Origin of the sequence: Plantactinospora alkalitolerans (assembly GCF_015690345.1) — a bacterium.
Taxonomy (GTDB): Bacteria; Actinomycetota; Actinomycetes; order Mycobacteriales; family Micromonosporaceae; genus Plantactinospora; species Plantactinospora alkalitolerans.
In genome coordinates this window covers 1-16,756 of record NZ_JADPUN010000052.1, presented here as the reverse complement: position 1 = coordinate 16,756, position 16,756 = coordinate 1, and the positions used below count along the sequence as shown (strand labels likewise).

The 16,756-nt window shown below is 71.6% G+C and carries 13 protein-coding genes; 8 read left to right on the top strand and 5 right to left on the bottom strand.

Annotated elements, in window-relative coordinates:
• On the bottom strand, positions 1 to 1,545 hold a 1,545-nt coding region (locus tag I0C86_RS03260; protein ID WP_196199685.1), incomplete at its 3' end, for a serine hydrolase domain-containing protein.
• A 168-nt stretch (positions 1,546 to 1,713) separates the two neighbouring features.
• Between I0C86_RS03260 and I0C86_RS03255 the strand changes: the two genes are divergently transcribed.
• The 5 genes from I0C86_RS03255 to I0C86_RS03235 all read left to right on the top strand — a co-directional run bounded on the left by I0C86_RS03255 (position 1,714) and on the right by I0C86_RS03235 (position 7,311).
• Positions 1,714 to 3,546, top strand: a complete 1,833-nt coding sequence (locus I0C86_RS03255) for a glycoside hydrolase family 3 protein (RefSeq protein ID WP_196199684.1) — start codon at positions 1,714 to 1,716, stop codon at positions 3,544 to 3,546.
• Between the two features lie 98 nt (positions 3,547 to 3,644).
• Positions 3,645 to 4,541: an ATP-binding cassette domain-containing protein gene (locus I0C86_RS03250; protein WP_196199683.1), complete on the top strand. Its 897-nt coding sequence runs from the start codon at positions 3,645 to 3,647 to the stop codon at positions 4,539 to 4,541.
• Positions 4,538 to 5,326, top strand: coding sequence for an ABC transporter permease (locus I0C86_RS03245; RefSeq protein WP_196199682.1), 789 nt, complete (start codon positions 4,538 to 4,540; stop codon positions 5,324 to 5,326). The genes I0C86_RS03250 and I0C86_RS03245 overlap by 4 nt, the downstream gene beginning before the upstream one ends.
• A gap of 6 nt (positions 5,327 to 5,332) precedes the next feature.
• Positions 5,333 to 6,637 carry a sensor histidine kinase gene (locus I0C86_RS44310; RefSeq protein ID WP_196199681.1) on the top strand — a complete coding sequence of 435 codons (1,305 nt, stop codon included), beginning with the start codon at positions 5,333 to 5,335 and terminating at the stop codon, positions 6,635 to 6,637.
• Entirely contained in the window at positions 6,634 to 7,311 is a 678-nt protein-coding gene (locus I0C86_RS03235; protein ID WP_196199680.1) for a response regulator, read from the top strand. The genes I0C86_RS44310 and I0C86_RS03235 overlap by 4 nt, the downstream gene beginning before the upstream one ends.
• A 40-nt stretch (positions 7,312 to 7,351) precedes the next feature.
• Here I0C86_RS03235 and I0C86_RS03230 read toward each other — a convergent pair whose 3' ends face one another.
• Both I0C86_RS03230 and I0C86_RS03225 read right to left on the bottom strand, forming a co-directional pair.
• Positions 7,352 to 7,999: a hypothetical protein gene (locus tag I0C86_RS03230; RefSeq protein ID WP_196199679.1), complete on the bottom strand. Its 648-nt coding sequence runs from the start codon at positions 7,997 to 7,999 to the stop codon at positions 7,352 to 7,354.
• A gap of 112 nt (positions 8,000 to 8,111) precedes the next feature.
• Positions 8,112 to 8,894 carry a hypothetical protein gene (locus I0C86_RS03225; RefSeq protein ID WP_196199678.1) on the bottom strand — a complete coding sequence of 261 codons (783 nt, stop codon included), beginning with the start codon at positions 8,892 to 8,894 and terminating at the stop codon, positions 8,112 to 8,114.
• A 57-nt stretch (positions 8,895 to 8,951) separates the two neighbouring features.
• On the opposite strand from I0C86_RS03225, the gene I0C86_RS03220 reads away from it, so the two are divergent.
• Positions 8,952 to 10,145: a DNA recombination protein RmuC gene (locus tag I0C86_RS03220; RefSeq protein ID WP_196199677.1), complete on the top strand. Its 1,194-nt coding sequence runs from the start codon at positions 8,952 to 8,954 to the stop codon at positions 10,143 to 10,145.
• A gap of 212 nt (positions 10,146 to 10,357) precedes the next feature.
• Positions 10,358 to 13,630, top strand: coding sequence for a S8 family serine peptidase (locus tag I0C86_RS03215; protein ID WP_323373439.1), 3,273 nt, complete (start codon positions 10,358 to 10,360; stop codon positions 13,628 to 13,630).
• 81 nt (positions 13,631 to 13,711) lie between these two features.
• Here I0C86_RS03215 and I0C86_RS03210 read toward each other — a convergent pair whose 3' ends face one another.
• Positions 13,712 to 14,143 carry a hypothetical protein gene (locus I0C86_RS03210; protein ID WP_196199675.1) on the bottom strand — a complete coding sequence of 144 codons (432 nt, stop codon included), beginning with the start codon at positions 14,141 to 14,143 and terminating at the stop codon, positions 13,712 to 13,714.
• A 77-nt stretch (positions 14,144 to 14,220) separates the two neighbouring features.
• Positions 14,221 to 15,249 (bottom strand): 4-hydroxy-3-methylbut-2-enyl diphosphate reductase, encoded by a 1,029-nt coding sequence (locus I0C86_RS03205; protein WP_196199674.1) that lies wholly within the window; start codon positions 15,247 to 15,249, stop codon positions 14,221 to 14,223.
• Positions 15,250 to 15,403: 154 nt separating this feature from the next.
• Between I0C86_RS03205 and xseA the strand changes: the two genes are divergently transcribed.
• Positions 15,404 to 16,630 (top strand): exodeoxyribonuclease VII large subunit, encoded by a 1,227-nt coding sequence (gene xseA / locus I0C86_RS03200; RefSeq protein ID WP_196199673.1) that lies wholly within the window; start codon positions 15,404 to 15,406, stop codon positions 16,628 to 16,630.
• The last annotated feature ends 126 nt before the right edge of the window (positions 16,631 to 16,756 follow it).

Genomic DNA, 16,756 nt, shown 5'->3' with positions numbered 1-16,756 from the left:
GGTGTCGTACCAGAGTTGGAAGCCGGCCACTGCGGCGCGGCCGGCGGCGCGACGCAGTGGCGCGGTCAGGGTGACGCTGCCGCCGTCGCGGTCGTCCGCGCGCCAGGCGCTGCCGCCCAGCGGTGGCCGGACCGGCGTCGCGTACGCCAGGTCGCGGGCCAGCGCCCGCCGGGCGACGGTGTTGGTGCCCCAGGCCCGGTCCGGGTGCACCCGGTTGGTCAGCAGGATCAGGAAGGTGTGCGCCAGTGGGTCGATCACGATCGAGGTACCTGTGAAACCGGTGTGCCCGAAGGTGACCGGTGAGGCGAGTGGACCCATGTAGCCGTGCTTGTTCAGCTCGAAGCCCAGTCCCCGGTCGCTGTCCGGGTAGCGGCTCTCCAACTCCGCGTTGTAGTTGACCAGCATCGTCCGGACGGTGGACTCGCGCAGGATCCGGGCGCCCAGGTACTCGCCCCCGTTCAGCAGCATCTGGCAGAAGATCGCCAGGTCGGCTGCGGTGGAGAAGAGGCCTGCGTGTCCGGCCACCCCGTCCAGCGCCCAGGCGTTCTCGTCGTGCACCTCGCCCCAGACCATGCCGCGGTCGGCGTACGGCTGGTACTCCGTCGCGGCGATCCGGTGCCGGAGTGCGGGTGCCGGGTTGTAGCCGGTGTCGACCATCCGCAGTGGCCCGGTCACCTCGGTGGCGACCAGTTCGACCAGTGGCCGTCCGGTGACCCGTTCCACCAGTACGCCGAGTGCGATCAGCCCGAGGTCGGAGTAGACGTACTGGTTGCCGGGGCTCGCTCCGGCGGCGAACGGGGTGGCCAGGGCGGCGGCCCGCCGCTGCTCCGGGGTCGGGTACGCGCTCCACAGCGGCGCGAACGCCGGCAGCCCGCCGGTGTGGGTGAGCAGCATCCGTACGGTCACCGCCTCCTTGCCCCCGGCGGCGAACTCGGGCAGGTACCGCACCACCGGCGCGTCCAGGTCGATCGTGCCGCGCTCGACCTGCCGAAGTGCCACCACCGTGGTGAACAGCTTGGAGATCGAGGCGAGGTCGAAGATCGTGTCGGGGCGCATCGGGATCTGTTCGTCGGCCGGCAACTCGACCCCGACCCGGCCCGGAGCCGGTCCGACGGCGCTGTACTTCACCGCCGTGCCGATCGCGTCGTGCCGGACCACCACTCCGTCCTTGGCGGCGAGCAGCACCGCGCCGGCGTAGGTCGGAAAGTTGGGATGGTCGGGTGTCGGCGCCAGGTACGCCTCCGCGTCGGTGCGCAACCGGTCGACGTACTCGGGCAGCAGCCCGACCTGCTGGGGTGTGCCGGTACGCAGGGTGCGGCGCGTGAACCGGATGTCGTTCGGGTCGACGGCCGGCGGGCCACTGTCCCGTCCGGCTGTCGCGGTATCGGGCTTCACCGCGGCATCCTGCACGATCGCCTGTCCGACCTTGGGCCCCTGCCCGATCCCCTGTCCGACCTGGGGGCCGGCGGCCGGGCCGGCGGCGGCCGGGCTCGCCGCCGTCAGGGCCGCGGTCAGGGTCGTGACCAGGACCAGGATTCCTGTCATTCCTGTCGCGCTGCCAGTAGCGCCGGTAACGCCTGTGCCGATCCGTCGAGGGAGCATCGCCGCACCTTCCTGCCAGCCTCCGCCAAGCATGAAGCTTTCCTTCGCTCTACACAAGAACAGGGAAGCTTGTTGTCAGATCCCGTCGAGGCGACTAATTTATGGTGACAGATGGCCTACCTTGGAGGCGCCGTGCGGATCCGGTCACTGGCAGCGATCGTCACATCCGTTCTGCTGGCCGCCTGTGGGATGAGCCCGCCCGCCCAGGCCGCCCGCACCGCCAAGCCTTCCACTGTGGACCGGTTAATCGCCGGGATGAGCCTGCCGGAAAAGGTCGGCCAACTCTTCTCCACCTACGTCTACGGTGGCTCGGCAACCGAACCGAGCGCGGCCGACGCCACCGCCAACCGCCAGGCGTACGGCGTCGCCACCGGAGCAGAGGTGATCGCCAAGTACCACCTCGGCGGCGCCATCTACTTCACCTGGTCGCACAACCTGGACTCGCCCCGACAGATCGCCACCCTCTCCAACGGGTTGCAGGCCGCTGCCGCCGCCAGCGAGCCCCGGATCCCGCTGCTGCTCTCCACCGACCAGGAACACGGCATCGTGCAACGGCTGCCCGCCCCGGCCACCCTCTTCCCCGGCAACATGGCGCTCGGCGCCGGCCGCAGCCTCGTCGACGCGTACACGGCGGCCAGGATCACCGGCCGGGAACTGCGCGCGGTCGGCATCCAACAGGCCTGGGCCCCGTCCGCCGACGTCAACGTCAACCCGGCCAACCCGGTGATCGGAGTCCGCTCCTTCGGCAGCGACCCGCTGCTGGTGGCCGGGATGACCGCCGCCCAGGTGGTCGGCTTCCAGCAGGGCGCCGGAGTGACCGTCGCCGCCAAGCACTTCCCGGGACACGGTGACACCAGGGACGACAGCCACACCGCGCTGCCGGTGATCCACCACACCCGGGCCGAGTGGCAGCGCCTGGACGCACCGCCGTTCCGGGCCGCCATCGCCGCCGGGGTGGACACCGTGATGACGGCGCACATCGTCGTACCGTCACTGGACCCGTCCGGCGATCCGGCCACGCTCTCCCCACCGATCCTCACCGGGCTGCTCCGGGACGAACTCGGGTTCCGGGGCGTCGTCGTGACCGACTCGCTGGCCATGGCCGGGGTACGACAGAAGTACGGCGACGAACGCGTACCGGTACTCGCTCTCAAGGCCGGCGCCGACCTGCTGCTGATGCCGCCGAACCTCGACCTGGCGGTCAACTCGGTGCTGGCCGCGGTCGCCAGCGGCGAACTGACCGAGGCCCGGATCGACCAGTCGGTACGCCGGATCCTCACCCTCAAGCAGCGTCGCGGCGTACTCGACGGAGTCGACCCGGTGGACCCGGCCGCCGCCGAGCGGGTGGTCGGCCAGGCCTCCCACCAGCAGGAACTACGGAAGATCGCGGACCGGACGGTGACCGTGCTCCGCAACGACGCCGGACTGCTGCCGCTGTCCCGGGCCGACCGGTCGGTGCTGGTGACCGGCTGGAACTCCAGCGCCTTCGACAACGTCGGCACCCTCGCCGCCGGACTCGCCGCCCAGGGCAACCGGACCAGCACCCTGCCGACCGGGCTGCCCAACGACGCGAAGATCGCCGAGGCGGTGGCGGCGGCCCAGACCAACGACCTGACAGTGGTGCTGACCCAGAAGTCCTTCGACACCACGGTCACGGATCCGGGCGGACGCCAGCAGAAACTGGTGCACGCACTAGCCGCCACCGGCAAGCCGGTGCTGGTGGTCGCGGTCCGGGACGCGTACGACGTCGGTCACTTCGACGACGTGCCGACCCAGGTGGCGACGTTCGGCTACACCCGGTCCTCGATGGAGGCCCTGGCCCGGGTGCTGACCGGACAGGTCGCGCCGCGCGGCAAGCTGCCGGTCAGCGTGCCCGACCCGGCCGACCCGGCGAACATCCGCTACCCGTACGGCCACGGGCTGACCTGGCGGACCCCCCGCTGACGGTGGTACGCCGTACGACTTCAGGCGTACGGCCGGCGCGGCGCTGACCAGACTCAGGGTGGTCGGCAGCCGACCCGGGCGCCCCTAGCGTCGAAGCCATGATTGAGGCACAGGCGCTGACAAAGCGCTACGGGGACACCCTCGCCGTCGACGACCTGTCGTTCACCGTCAAGCCCGGCCAGGTCACCGGATTCCTCGGCCCGAACGGCGCCGGGAAGTCCACCACCATGCGGATGATCGTCGGATTGGACCGGCCGACCGCCGGTACGGTGACCGTGGCCGGTCTGCCCTACCGGGACCACTCCGCGCCGCTGTGCCAGGTCGGCACGCTGCTGGACGCGAAGGGGGTGCACCGGGGGCGGAGTGCCCACAGCCATCTGCTGGCACTCGCCCAGACCCACGGCATTCCGAGGCGGCGGGTCGACGAGGTGCTCGACGCGGTCGGCCTGGCCAGCGTGGCGAACCGGCGGGCCGGCGGCTTCTCGCTCGGGATGGGCCAGCGGCTCGGTGTCGCCGCCGCGCTGCTCGGCGACCCCGCCGTGGTGATCCTGGACGAGCCGGTCAACGGACTCGACCCGGACGGGGTGCTGTGGGTACGCACGCTGCTTCAGGGCCTGGCCGCCGAGGGCCGTACCGTGCTGGTCTCCAGCCATCTGATGAGCGAGATGGCGGTGACGGCGGAACACCTCGTGATCATCGGACGTGGCCGCCTGCTCGCCGACACCACCGTCGCGGACCTGATCGCCCGGGTCGCGGTGGGCAGCGTCCTGGTCCGCTCGCCGAACGCCACCGAGCTGGCCGAGCTGCTCGTCGCGCATGGTGCGGAGGTGACCGGCGTCGACCGGGGACTGCTCCAGGTCGCCGGGCTGACCGCCGAGGCGATCGGCGACCTCGCGCTGGCCGGCGGTGTCGCCGTACACGAACTGACTCCACAGCGCGCCTCGCTGGAAGAGGCGTACATGGAGCTGACCCGGGAGGCGGTGGAGTACCGATGACGACCGAGATCACTTTTGCCCGGGTGGTCCGCGCGGAGCTGACCAAACTCCGCTCCCTCCGCTCCAGCTGGCTGGTCCTGGGCTCGGTGACGGTGCTCGCGGTCGGACTCGCCGCCGCGATCGGCTACGGCGTGCGCGGGTCGATCCGGGCCGGTGAACCGGCGCCGGGCGTGGCCGACGCGGTGGCGATGGCCTTCCTGCCGATGGACTTCCTGACGCTCCTCATCGGAGTGTTCGGGGTACTCCAGATCTCCGGCGAGTACGGCAGCGGGCTGGTCCGGACCACCCTGACCGCCGTACCCCGCCGGTGGCCGGTGCTGGCCGCCAAGGCGGTCGCGCTGGTGGTGGTCACCACGCCGGTGCTCGCGGTCAGCTCTCTCGCCGCGTTCGGAGTCTGCCAGGCCACCCTCGGCCGGTACGGCGCCTCGCTCGGCGACCCGGGCGTGGCCGGCGCGATCGTCGGCGCCGCCGCCTGCCCGGTGCTGATGGGGCTGCTCGGGCTCGGTACCGGTGCGATGCTGCGACATACGGCGGGGGCGATCACCACGCTCGTACTCGTGCTGCTGGTCGTACCGGCGCTGCTGGGACCGGCGCTGCCCGGCGACCGGGAGGAGCAGGTGTTGAAGTACGTACCCACGATCGCGGGCCAGGCCATGTACGGCGTGGACGGCTCCGGCAACCCCTTCGAGACGCTGTCGCCCGGCGCTTCCGCCGCGGTGCTGGCCGGCTGGGTCGGCCTCGGACTCCTCGCCGGGACGGCCGTGCTCCGCCGACGTGACGCGTAGGCGGTCGTGCACCCCGCCCGACTGACCGGACGTCCCGCCGCCGAGGCGTCCATTCCGCTGCCCACCTCGCGTCCCCTCTACGACCGCCTGCGCCGGCTCCGGGCCGGGTTCGGCCGCCGGCCCCGGTTGGCCGACGCCGGACTTGTCCTGCTGCTCATGGTGCTGGACGGACCGGCGGCGCTCGCGGGCGGCGGGGTCGCGACCTGGCTGTCCTTCGCCGCCGTCCACGTGCCACTGGTGTGGCGGCGGCGAGCGCCGGTCCTGGTCTGCTGGCTGGTGTACGCGCTCGCGATCGGGTTCGGCGTCCTCGTCGGAATCCGGGTCGAGGGCGTCTATCCCGAGATCGTGGTCGGCGTGGCGGTCTACACCGCCGCCCGGTACGGCCCTCGGCGGCAGCTGTGGCCGATCGTCGTGGCGATCCAGGTGCCGGCGACGGTGATCCTGCTGGGCATCGGTCCGGCCTGGATACCGCTGAACGTCATCACCCTCAGCCTCGCCGCCACCGTGCTGCTCGGGATCGCCATCAGCACCCGGCAGGCCTACCTGGCGGAGGTGGCCGAGCGGGCCCGCCGGCTGGAGCGGGACCGGGAGCAGCGGGCCCAACTCGCCGTCGCCGCCGAACGGGCCAGGATCGCCCGGGAACTGCACGACATCGTGGCGCACAACCTCGCCGTGATGGTCGCGCTCGCCGACGGGGCCGCGTACACCGCCGCCTCGGCGCCGGACCGGGCGACCGAGACGATGCGGAAGGTGTCGGCGACCGGACGGCAGGCCCTCGGGGAGATGCGCCGGCTGCTCGGCCTGCTCCGCGACGATGCCGGTGGCCGCGCCCCGCAGCCGGGACTGGGTGATCTCGATGCCCTGCTGAACCAGGTTCGGGCCGCCGGGCTGGACGTCGTGGCGACCGTCGACGGGGTACCCGGGGCGTCCGGCCCGGGAGCCGGCCTCGCCGTCTACCGCATCGTCCAGGAGGCGCTGACCAACACGCTCAAGCACGCCGGACCGGCCGCCCGGGTCCAGGTCCGGCTGCACCACCGGGCGGACGGCGTGGATCTCGAGGTCGTCGACGACGGCGCGCGGACGGCGGCCGCACCGCCCTCGGGCCGTGGAGACGTACCGGCCTCGGGCGGTGGAGACGTATCGGCCCCGGGCGGTGGAGACGTATCGGCCCCGGGCGGTGGACACGGTCTGGCTGGGATGATCGAGCGGGCGACGGCGTACGGCGGCGACGTGGAGGTCGGGCCCCGCACCGACGGCCCGGGCTGGCGGGTACGCGCCCGACTGCGGTTCGACGAGGAGGGGGTGGCGTGACCATCGGGGTGCTGCTCGTCGATGACCAACCCCTGCTCCGGCTCGGCTTCCGGATGGTGCTGGAGAGCCAGCCGGACCTTACGGTGGTGGGCGAGGCGGGCGACGGCGCGCAGGGCGTCTCGATGACCCGTACGCTGCGGCCGGACGTGGTGCTGATGGACGTCAGGATGCCGGTGCTGGACGGTATCGAGGCGACCCGGCAGATCGTCGACGCCGGCTCCCCGGCCCGCATCCTGGTGCTGACAACGTTCAACCTGGACGAGTACGTCTTCGCGGCGCTGCGCGCCGGAGCCAGCGGGTTCCTGCTCAAGGACGTCCCCCCGGCGGACCTGCTCACCGGGATCCGTGCGGTGGCGGCCGGGGACGCGGTGGTGGCGCCGAACGTGACCCGGCGACTGATCGACGCCTTCGCCGGTCACCTGCCCGACCCGTCGACCGGCCGGTCACCCTCCGACGAGCGGCTGCACCGGCTGACCGACCGGGAACGGGAGGTGCTGGTGGAGGTGGCGCGGGGGCGCTCCAACGCGGAGATCGCCCTCTCGCTCAACGTCTCCGAGGCGACCGTCAAGACCCATGTCGGGCGGATCCTCGGCAAACTCGGGCTGCGGGACCGGGTCCAGGTGGTGGTGTTCGCGTACGAGGCGGGTGTCGTACGACCGGGCGACGCCCGGTGACGACGCCATGGTCGGCCAGGATCGGTGAGTGCGGCCGGGATCAGAACGGCCAGTCGCGCAGGAAGCGCAGGCCCAGCAGGAAGGCGATCACCGCCGGCCCGACCGCCAGGGTCACCGCCTGGGCCCGGTAGACGATCCGGTGTCGGAGCAGTTCGAGCCCGTTGCCGAGGATGATCACTCCGCCGACCATCATGAAGCCGCCCCACCAGCCGTCGTCACCGAAGTCGAGGGCGTCGTTGACGAGCAGCAGGAAGGTCACCCCGAGCGCGGCGGTGTTCAGCGCCAGCATCGCGACCGTCCGGTGGAAGGCCCGGGGCAGCGGATCGGCCGAGCGCCACAGATAGGTGCCCGCGACGGCCAGCGCCGGCAACGTGATCATGAGGGGCCAGCCCTTGGCCATCACCCCGAACATCAACATCGCGCCGACCGCGAAGACAAGGCCGCCCACGCAGGCGAGCAGGTACCCGACGAACGCGCGCCCGCCGCCGCGTACCAGCAACGGGCCGCCCGAGGCGGCGATCAGGGCTCCGGGTACCAGGACGAAGCCCGCCCACCAGTGGAACCTGTCGATCGTCTGCGCGGTGACGGTCACCGCCACGACGGCAACTCCCGCCGCAGCCAGACTGGTCAGCCACTTCCCGGCCGACCCTGGCCGGCGCCCCACCGCGGTTTCCACCTCAACGCTCACAGTTGTCGACTCTGCCGGTCGACACGGATCGGGACCATCCGGGCAGCCCTACCTTCCGTCGACGGGCTAACCCGACGACGCGGCGGGTTATCAGGATAATCCGAACATCAGGCTAGAAATCGCCGCCACCGAAATCGCCGCCACCGAAATCGCCGCCGCCGAAGTCACCGCCGCCGAAATCTCCACCGCCGACGTCACCGCCGCCCATGTCCCCACCACCCGTGTCGCCCCCGTCGGCGCCATCGGCGAAGCCCTCCTGGTAGCCGGCGTCGTAGCCGTACCCGGGGTCGGCGAACGCCGGAGAGAAGAGAGCGTCGGCGATCAGCATGCCCCCGACGACCCCCGCGCCGGCCGCCAGGCCGGTCTTCCACCAGGGGGTCGAATACCAGCCGGCCGGCACCGGGCGGCCCTGCATCCGCCCACCCGGGTAGTAGTACGGCGTCGAGGCGCCGGGCTGCGGCCCGGCCCGGAACGTCTCACCCCGGACCTGGACCTCGCGCGGCACGGTCAGCGCACCCGCACCCCGGGCGGCGGCCAGCGGCGGCAGGTCAGGACCCGGGTCGATGCCGAGCGCGACGCGGGCCGCCCGGACATAGGCCAGCCCTTCGAGGGCGCTCTCCCGGGCCAACTCGTACTGTCGGGCGGTCTGAGCCTGTTCGAGCTGGCTGCCGGCGGCGTTGTACCGCTCCCCGGCGTCGGCCAGTGCCTGCCGGACCGCCGGCTCGGTGCCGTGCAGGTTCATCAACTGCCCGCCCAGCCGCTCGTACCAGCGGCCCGCCTCGGCCCGGGCGTCGGCAAGCTCCCGGGCCTTCCGGGCGGTGCTTTCCCGCTGCCACCAGAGAAACCCACCGAAGAGCAGGATGACCAGCAGCACGAACCAGATCAGGTTGCCCATCACCCAACGGTACCCACGCCCGGCGAGTGCGCGCGCGAGCCGACCCAGGCGTTTGGCATGCTCTGTGACGTGGACCTCTCAACCCTGGCCGTGGTGGTGGTCTGCCTCGTCGCGGGCGGAGCGGTCGGCTGGCTCGCCGCGACCGCCCGGTCGACCGCCGAGATCGCCCGGCTGGACGCGACCCTGCGGGCGACCCGGGACGGCGAGGGCCGGCTGGAGCAGTCGATGCGGGCACTCTCCTACGAGGCGACCGCCCAGTCACAGGAGGCGGTGGCCCGGGCGGTGGCGCCGCTGCACGAGACGCTGCGCCGCTACGAGCAGCGGGTGGCCGAGCTTGAGCATGACCGGGTCGACGCCTACGCCGAACTGCGCGAGCAGGTCCGGTCGATGAACGCCGTCTCCGGCGAACTGCGTACCGAGACGAAGCAGTTGGTGGCGGCGCTGCGGGCGCCACAGGTCCGGGGCCGCTGGGGCGAGCACCAGCTCCGCCGGGTCGTCGAGGCCGCCGGCATGCTCGAACACTGCGACTTCTCCGAACAGGTCACCGCGACGACCGAACACCAGGTCGTCCGCCCCGACCTGGTGGTCCGGCTGCACGGTGGCCGCTCGGTGGTGGTGGACGCCAAGGCTCCCTTCGACGCCTACCTGACCGCGATGGAGGCCCGGGACGAGCACGGCCGGGACCGGCACCTGGACGCGCACGCCCGGCATCTGCGGGCCCACGTCGACGCCCTGGCCGCCAAGTCGTACTGGTCCGCCTTCGACCAGTCTCCCGAGTTCGTGGTGCTCTTCGTTCCGGCCGATCCGTTCCTCGACGTGGCGCTGCAACGCGACCCGACGCTGCTGGAGCACGCGTTCACCCGCGACGTGGTGCTGGCCACCCCGGCCACCCTGGTCGCACTGCTGCGTACGGTTGCCTACTCGTGGCGGCAGGAGGCGCTGGCCCGCAACGCCGTCGCGGTACACGCACTCGCCCGCGAGCTGTACGGCCGGCTCTCCACCCTCGGCGAGCACGTGTCGAAACTGGGCGGTGCGCTCGGCAGCGCGGTGACCGCGTACAACCGGGCGGTGGGCTCGTTGGAGGCGCGGGTGCTGGTCAGCGCCCGCAAGCTTGCCGAACTGGGCGTCGCCGGAAACGACCTGCCGGCGCCTCCGCAGGTCGAGACCGCGCCGCGTCAACCGCAGGCGCCCGAGCTGGTCGATCCGCCGACGGCGGCAGCACTCGGCACACCGGAACCGCCCGCGCGCTGATCGTCCCGATCGGACACCTCATCAGCAGTCATCAGCCACCTCATCAGCAGTTATCGGCGCCGATCCACCCGAAACGGGGCCGGTACGGTCCATTCAGGTTACGGGCTGGTCACAACGCGCAGGACGATAGTGACAGCGATGCGTACGGCGACCGAGGATTCCGATCACGTGCGCCCTGCATTCCAGGGCCTGTTCTCCCGGAGGACATGAACGTGAGTAGATCCCGTACCTGGCGCCGACGGACCTCCGCCGGGGTACTCGCCTCGGTCGTGGCTCTGAGTGGCTTGACCCTGGCCAACGGCGCCACCCCGGCGAGCGCCGATCCGACCGCAGCCCCCGAGACCCTGAAGACCGATCCCACCGACACCCTCGGTCCCCGTGACCTGGAACTGCTGACCGAGGCGAAGTCCCGTAGAGAGTCCCGGGTGACGCTGCTCATCGCCGCCGACAAGGGCAGGTCGGGCAGCGTCGTCACCGGGCTGCGGGGGCTCGGCGGCACCATCGCCAAGCGCGCCGACGAGGTCGGTTACCTGCGGGCCAGCGTGCCCACCTCGGCCGTCCCGGCGGCAGCGTCGCTGCCCGGTGTCGCCGCAGTCGACCTGGACGACAAGGTGAAACTGCCCGAGCCGGAGCCGACCCCGACGCCGGCCCGGGCACAGGCCCGCGCCAAGGCGGCGGCGACCGGACCCGGCGCCGACACCCCGGCCGACAACCCGTACATGCCGACCGCCGAGATCGGCGCCGTGGACTTCAAGGCCGCGCATCCGAGCTGGGACGGTCGGGGCGTCACGATCGGCGTCATGGACACCGGGGTCGACCTCGACCACCCGGCGCTGCAGACCACCTCCACGGGCGAGCGCAAGATCGTCGACTGGTTCACGGCCACCGATCCGATCTTCGACGGTGACAACACCTGGCGGATCATGCGCGACCAGGTGACCGGCCCGACCTTCAGCTACGCGGGTGCCACCTGGACCGCGCCGGCCGGGACGTACCGGATCAACCGGTTCGCCGAGTCGATCACCGCAGGCAGCGCACCGGGCGGTGACGTCAACCGGGACGGCGACACCACCGACCTGTACGGCATCCTCTACGACCCGGCCACCAACGACGTCCGGGTGGACGCCAACCTGAACCGGGACTTCACCGACGACCCGGTGATGCGACCGTACGGCCAGCGTTACGACGTGGGCCACTTCGGCACCGACAAGCCGGAGACCGCCGTACGCGACCAGACCCCGTTCGTGGTCGAGTTCCGCGAGGACGTCGACACCACCCCCGCCGGCCTGCCCGGGGCGTACGACTTCGTCAACATCGGCATCGTCGAGGACGCACACGGCTCGCACGTCGCCGGCATCACCGCCGCGAACGACATGTTCGGCAACGCCAACCTGGACGGCGGCGCGCCCGGCGCGAAGCTGGTCTCCGCCCGGGCCTGCTCCTGGGGCGGCGGCTGCACCTTCGCCGCGCTCACCGACGGCATGGTCGAACTGGTGGTCAACCGGGACGTGGACGTCGTCAACATCTCGATCGGCGGCCTCGGCCCGATGAACGACGGCAGTGACCTGCGAGCCGAGCTGTACCACCGGATCGTCAACGAACTCGGCGTCCAGCTCGTCTTCTCGGCCGGCAACTCCGGTCCCGGCATCAACACGATCGGCGACCCGTCCACGGTCACCGACATCGTCAGCGTCGCCGCCGGGATCAGCCAGGAGACCTACCTGGCCAACTACGGCTCGGAGACCCGCACGCCGTACCAGCTCCTCTACTTCTCGTCGCGGGGTCCGCGCGAGGACGGCGGCTTCAAGCCGAACATCACCGCTCCGGGTGCGGCGATCTCCACCACTCCGCTCTGGCAGCCGGGCAGCCCGGTGGCCGAGGCGGGCTACCCGCTGCCGCCGGGCTACCAAATGATCAACGGAACCTCGATGTCCGCGCCGCAGGTGACCGGCGGCCTCGCGCTGCTGCTCTCGGCGGCCAAGGCGAACCGCAAGCTGGTCACCACCGCCGCGCTGCGCCGGGCGATCTACTCGTCGGCGTCCTGGATCGACGGGGTGCCGGCACACGGCCAGGGCAACGGCCAGCTCAACGTTCCGGGAGCCTGGCAACTGCTGGCCGGGGCCGCCCTGGAAACCCGGGGCTACACGGTCGACGCCCCGGTCTGCACCCCGCTGGCGAACCTGCTGGCCACGCCGTACCGGGGCACCGGCATCTACAACCGGTGCGCCGTCGCCTCCGGCGGGCAGAAGCCGGGTGTGGCGAGGACGTACCGGGTGAAGGTGACCCGGAACAGCGGGCCGAAGGGGACCGTCCGGCACGACCTGCGCCTGGTCGGCAACACCGGCAACGTCTTCGGCAACGTGCCGAAACACCTGGACCTGCCGCTGGGCAAGACGGTCGCGTTCAACGTCACGGCCACAGCCGGCACCGGGGTGCACAGCGCCATCGTCGAGGTCGACGACCCGGCGACCCCGGCGGTGGACTTCGAGTTCATGAACGCGGTCACCGTCGCCGAGGTGCCGAAGAAGAAGAACTTCTCCTTCTCGGCCGGCGGCAACGTGGACCGCAACCTGTTCAAGACGTACTTCGTCACCGTGCCGGAGGGCGCGGGGTCTTTGCAGGTCAACCTGACCGGCGTCGCCCCCGGCTCGCAGACCCGGTTCGTCGCGATCAACCCGTGGGGCGTCCCGGTGGACCCGACCGTCAGCACGGCCTGCTTCACCAACTTCTCGGACGCGGCGGTCTGCAAGCCGGACGAGCGGTCGTACGACAACCCGATCCCCGGGGTCTGGGAGATCGAGGTCGAGTCGCGGCGTACGTCTCCGCTGCTCGGCAACCCGTACCAGATCCAGGCGCGGGTGCAGGGCATCCAGATCACGCCCGACGAGACCGTACTGCTCAACGTGGAGGCCGGAAAACCCACTCCGGTCACCTGGGACCTGACCAACGACTTCGGTCCGGTCGTCGTCACCGGTTCGGGCGGGCCGCTCGGCAGCACGCTGGAGACCCGGCCAAGCATCGCGCACCACGAGGTGCTGTCCTACGAGGTGGCGGTCCCGGCCGGGGCCAGCCGGCTCGACGTGGCGATCGGCGACACCAGCGACCCCGGTGCCGACCTCGACCTGTACGTCTACAAGGACGGCGTACGGGTGGCGTACGACGCCGACGGTGACTCGGAGGAGTCCGTCTCGGTGGCCGACCCGGCGGCGGGGACCTACGTGATCGAGGTCGAGGGGTACTCGGTTCCGGCCGGGACCACCCAGCTCGACTACCGGGACGCGTTCTACTCGCCCGCCCTCGGCAACCTGTCGGCACCGGCGAGCTACGACTCGCTGGCGTACCAGGAGTCGACCAGCATCACCGGTTCACTTACCGCGCTGTCGGTCCCGGCCACCGGCCGGCAGCTCTCCGGCGAGCTGAAGGTCGTCACCGTCGAGGGTGCCGTGGTGGCGAGCGCCCTGGTGAAGGTTGACGCGGTGAACTGACCGCGCCGATCCACTGAACCGAACGGGGGTCCGTCCCAGCCTGGGACGGACCCCCCGCTGACTGACGAGGACTCCTCCCGGTCAGCTCCGGGTGGCGCTCCGCACCTGGAACGGGGTGCCCTGCTGGCAGGTGGTCATCAGGCCGGCGTGTACCTCGCCGACGACCGTCACCCGGGCGCCGACGGTGAGCACGTCCCTGGGACCGCCGACCAGCAGGTAGCCGTCGAGCAGGAGGCAGTTCGCCTCGACACCGGCCTGGACCGTCCCGCTGAGCGTGGTCGTACCGCTCGGGGCCGCCCCGCCGTGCGGCGGTTCGGTCGGCGTGGCCGGATCCGCCGCCGGACCACCGGAGGTCGTCGGGGCGGGGACGGACGAGGTCGGGTCGGGCGACGGGGACCGCGTCGCCGGACTGTCCCCCGGTCCGTTCGGCGGCGGTGTCGAGCCGGAGTCCGCACAGGCACCGAGGGCCAGCCCGAGCACCAGCGTGGCACCGACCATCCACCGCGTCGTCATGACAGGTACGACGCGTACGACGCGCCGTCCGTTCCGCGTTCCGGATGTGCTGCTCGAGGCCGGCACCCGTACCCCGGTCAGCCGTTGGCGCCGCTCGCCGCGAGCGCGTCCGCCTGCTCTGCCGCCGCCCTGGCCGCGGCCTTCATGTCGCGCCTGAGTTCCTGCGGCAGCGAGAAGGTCAGCCGCTCGTCGGCCGTGGTCACCTCGGTCACGTCGGCGAAGCCGCGTGCGGCAAGGTGGTCGAGCACCTCCATGACCAGGTCGTCGGGGACGCTCGCTCCGGAGGTCAGGCCGACCGTCTCGGCGCCGACCAGCCACTCGTCCGAGATCTCGGACGCGTAGTCGATCAGGTATCCGGCGCGGGCGCCGGCGTCCACCGCGACCTCGACCAGCCGCACCGAGTTCGACGAGTTGCGGGAGCCGACCACGAGCACCACGTCACAGTCGGCGGCGATCTCCTTGACCACGTGCTGCCGGTTCTGGGTCGCGTAGCAGATGTCGTCGCTGGGCGGCGACTGGAGCAGCGGCAGCCGCCGCTTGAGCCGGGCGACGGTCTCCATCGTCTCGTCCACCGACAGGGTCGTCTGGGAGAGCCAGACCACCTTCGCCGGGTCCCGTACGGTGACCTTGTCGGCGTCGTCCGGGCCGTCCACGAGCTGGATGTGCGCGGGCGCCTCTCCCGAGGTGCCGACCACCTCTTCGTGCCCCTCGTGACCAATGAGAAGAATGTCGTAATCGTCCGCTGCGAACCGCCGGGCCTCGTGATGCACCTTCGTGACCAGCGGGCAGGTCGCGTCGATCGCCTTCAGCGAACGGGACCTCGCCTGCTCGTAGACCTCCGGCGCCACGCCGTGCGCAGAGAAGATCACGGTTGCACCCTCCGGCACCTCCTCGTTCTCCTCCACGAAGATGGCGCCCTGCCGCTCCAGCGTGGAGACGACGTGCTTGTTGTGCACGATCTCCTTGCGGACATAGATCGGCGCCCCGTAGAGCTTCAGGGCCTCCTCCACGGTCTGCACGGCACGGTCGACGCCAGCACAATAGCCGCGGGGCTTGGCCAACAGGACACGCTTGCCGGTCTGGGATGTCGCCTGAGCCTCGGTCACCCATCCAGTCTACGTTCCGCAACTCACCCCGCTCGGAGCCAGCGGGCCCGCCGACCTCGACGCCCTCGCCCCCCGCCCGCCGCACGGCGGCGGTGCGCCTCGCCGCCCACCCGGCGCGCGGAGGGCGGCACGGCGCCGGTCGTAGGCTGACCCGATGACCGAATCCGGCACCCCCCGCAGCACTCCCGAAGAGCCGTGGCCGGTCCGGGTGGTCAGCCAGAAACTGAGCGCCTGGATCGGCAAGCTGGGCTGGGTGTGGGTCGACGGCCAGGTGGCGCAGATCAGTCGACGGCCCGGCGCCGCGACGGTCTTCCTCACCCTGCGCGACCCGTCGGCCGACCTCAGTCTCACCGTCACCACCAACCGCGACGTGTTGGACGCCGGTGCGCCGGAGTTGGCCGACGGGGCCAGGGTGCTGCTGCACGCCAAGCCGGAGTTCTACGCCGCACGCGGCACCCTCAGCCTACGCGCCGACGAGATCCGGCAGGTCGGCCTCGGCGAACTACTGGCCCGGCTGGAGAAACTCAAGAAACTGCTCGCCGCCGAGGGCCTGTTCGACCGGTCCCGCAAACGCCGTCCGCCCTTCCTACCCAACCGGATCGGGCTGATCACCGGTCGGGCGTCGGCCGCCGAGCGGGACGTACTGACCAACGCCCAGCGCCGCTGGCCCGCCGTCCAGTTCCGTACGGTCAACGTGGCGGTGCAGGGCCCCACCGCCGTACCGCAGATTCTCGACGCGCTCAAGGTCCTCGACGCGGACCCCGGCATCGACGTGATCGTGCTGGCCCGGGGTGGCGGTGGCGTGGAGGACCTGCTCCCCTTCTCGGACGAGGCCCTGTGTCGGGCTGTTTTCGGCTGCCGGACGCCGGTGGTCAGCGCGATCGGCCACGAGACCGACATTCCGCTGGTCGACTACGTCGCCGACCTGCGCGCCTCCACCCCGACCGACGCCGCCAAGCGGATCGTGCCCGACCTCGGCGAGGAGACCCGGCTGATCCGGATGGCCCGCGACCGGCTGGACCGGGCCGTCATCGGACTCGTCGAGCGGGAGTCGCAGCGCCTCGACGCGTGGCGGTCACGCCCGGCGATGTCCCGCCCCGAGGTGCTGCTCGACCAACGCAACACCGAGGTGAAGGCCCTGCGGGACCGCGCCGGCCGATGCGTGGAGCACCGCCTCGGCACCGCGACCGGAGACCTGCGCCACACCGTGGCACGCCTTCGCGCACTCTCGCCCGCCGCCACCCTGCACCGGGGGTACGCCATCGTCCAGCGCGCCGACGGACACGTCGTACGGGACAGCGTCGAAGTAACCGCCGGCGACCCCCTACGCCTCCGCCTCGCCCAAGGCGAACTAACCGCCATCGCCGAGCCCCAGATGTAAGGAAGGGCCCCTTCTTATCGCTTTCTGTAGAAGAAGGGTCCCCTCCTAACGCTTTACGCACCCGCCCGACGCTTTACGCACCCGCCCGGCTTGGCGCGGCGTCGCACCCATCGGCGGTGTGCTGAG

Bases quoted from the DNA above. Each gene is read 5' to 3' on its own strand.
- I0C86_RS03255 (WP_196199684.1), top strand. From the start codon at position 1,714: ATGGCCTACCTTGGAGGCGCCGTGCGGATCCGGTCACTGGCAGCGATC.
- I0C86_RS03250 (WP_196199683.1), top strand. From the start codon at position 3,645: ATGATTGAGGCACAGGCGCTGACAAAGCGCTACGGGGACACCCTCGCC.
- I0C86_RS03245 (WP_196199682.1), top strand. From the start codon at position 4,538: ATGACGACCGAGATCACTTTTGCCCGGGTGGTCCGCGCGGAGCTGACC.
- I0C86_RS03225 (WP_196199678.1), bottom strand. From the start codon at position 8,894: ATGGGCAACCTGATCTGGTTCGTGCTGCTGGTCATCCTGCTCTTCGGT.
- I0C86_RS03220 (WP_196199677.1), top strand. From the start codon at position 8,952: ATGCTCTGTGACGTGGACCTCTCAACCCTGGCCGTGGTGGTGGTCTGC.
- I0C86_RS03210 (WP_196199675.1), bottom strand. From the start codon at position 14,143: ATGACGACGCGGTGGATGGTCGGTGCCACGCTGGTGCTCGGGCTGGCC.
- xseA (WP_196199673.1), top strand. From the start codon at position 15,404: ATGACCGAATCCGGCACCCCCCGCAGCACTCCCGAAGAGCCGTGGCCG.